The sequence below is a fragment of the Kitasatospora sp. NPDC085464 genome (genome assembly GCF_044541955.1).
Taxonomy (GTDB): Bacteria; Actinomycetota; Actinomycetes; order Streptomycetales; family Streptomycetaceae; genus Kitasatospora.
The window spans coordinates 1-1,735 of the sequence record NZ_JBITTM010000123.1; the positions used below are offsets into that span (position 1 = coordinate 1).

Sequence of the window (1,735 nt, forward strand, 5' to 3'; positions counted from 1 at the left end):
GACCCGAATCCGCAGGTAGTGGCCGATGGCCAGTCAGTTGATCTTTGTGCTGGCCGTCGGCGTGTGTCCGGCGTGTGTGGGTAGGCCGGTGGCCCGGCTGGCGCGTCGGGTGGGCGGCTTTCCAGGGCTGTTGCGGGTGGTTCGGGCCCGGTCGGGCGGGTCGGTCAGGTGGCCGGGAGGTGCCGGTGCGCCCGGATCCGGGCCAGTGTCTGGGCGATCAACTCGCCCGCTTGCGCAGTGAAGTGGAGTTCGTGGCGGCGTGCGGTGGCCGTGCAGCGGGCGGCGCGGTGGATCAGCAGGCGACGCACGGTGGCGATGCGGCGGCGGGCGGTGCCGAGGGGGCTGAGCATCTGCAGCCAGGCGGCGAGGTTGTAGGCCAGCAGCGCGCCCCACATCCACATGCTGTTGACCGCGTGCGAGGCCGAGGGGAGGTGGTTGAGTCCGGCGCCGTGGGCGGTGTCGCGGAACAGCTCCTCGATCCTGGTGCGGCGGCGGAACTCCCACTCCGCGAGCGCGATCTCCTCGTCCAGGTCCAGCACCTCGTTGGCGGCCATGAACGAGTAGGCGTACGCGGTGTCGGCGATGCCGTCCAGCACGAGGGCGAGCTGGTCCCTGCCGACGGTGCGCGAGCGGCGCGATCGCGGGTCGGCGGACAGGTCGGCGGCGTCGTAGCGCACCCGGCGGACGATCACGCGGGTGCCCCCGGGCCATCCGGTGGGCACGTAGTCCAGCACCGCGACCTGCGCGGCCGGGTAGTCCAGAGCGTCGATCCAGTCGTCGTCGTGCACGGCGGCCACCGCCCGCCACAGCGGCGCCGAGCGCGGCACTGCGAGCCGGAACAGGCATCCGCGGGCGACGATCTTCTCGGCGACCTTGCCCGCGTAGTAGCCCGAGTCGCCCTGGAACAGGATTGGCCCGGTGGCGCCGGCCGTGCGGACCGCCTCCACGGCCCGGTCCACCTGGCCGGGGGAGTGGGTGCGGCCGTCCGAGCGGCCGTCCAGCAGGTCGGCGACCAGGACGGTGCCGGCCTGGGCCCAGTGCGCGGCGTGCACCCGCCCGGCGATCTCGCCCTTGTAGGAGCGGACGACCTGTTCCTTGCGGGTCGAGTAGACCTCGATGTCCTTGGCGTCCAGGTCGATCGTGACCCGCCCGGTCAGGATCCGGGCCCGCTCGGCGACCGGGAGTGCGGCCAGCGCGCGGGCGGTGACCTGCGCACACGCCCGCTCCACGCCCTCGCGCCGGGCCTGGTCGAAGCGGGCGGCGAGCGTGGCGGCCGTCGTGGACGGCGGAACGGGCGCGGGCAGAAGGCCTTCACCGACCCGATCGGCCCGCAGCCGGTCGAACCCGACCAGGTGGTCCTCGCCGGTCAGCTGTACCGCCGCCATGGCCAGCGCGAACTCGCCCCCGGACAGGCCCCGCTCACGTGCCTTGACCGGGCCGATCGCCGTGTCCAGCGCGGCGGTGATGCCCAGGGCCCGGTCCAGCTCGGCCACCAGCAACAGGCCGCCGTTCTCCGTCAGCGACCCGTCCACCCCACCCACCCGTGCCCGCAACCGGCTCCACCGCCGACCGGGCGTGCGGGAGGCGGTACGGCGACGCGATATCGTCTTCACTCGACAGGTGCACTTTCACGTTTGAGCTGGTCACGGTGTAGGAACCCCGATCTTCTCAAACCGAAAGCGCACCTGTCGTCGTATCAGCCGCCATCCTCCCCCACTACCTGCGGATTCAGGTC

General features: G+C 72.7%; 1 protein-coding gene. It reads right to left on the reverse strand.

The window, feature by feature from the left end; translation table 11 throughout:
* Positions 1-164: 164 nt before the first annotated feature.
* Positions 165-1,532: an IS1380 family transposase gene (locus ACIGG8_RS42860; protein WP_396553994.1), complete on the reverse strand. Its 1,368-nt coding sequence runs from the start codon at positions 1,530-1,532 to the stop codon at positions 165-167.
* Between the last annotated feature and the right edge of the window lie 203 nt (positions 1,533-1,735).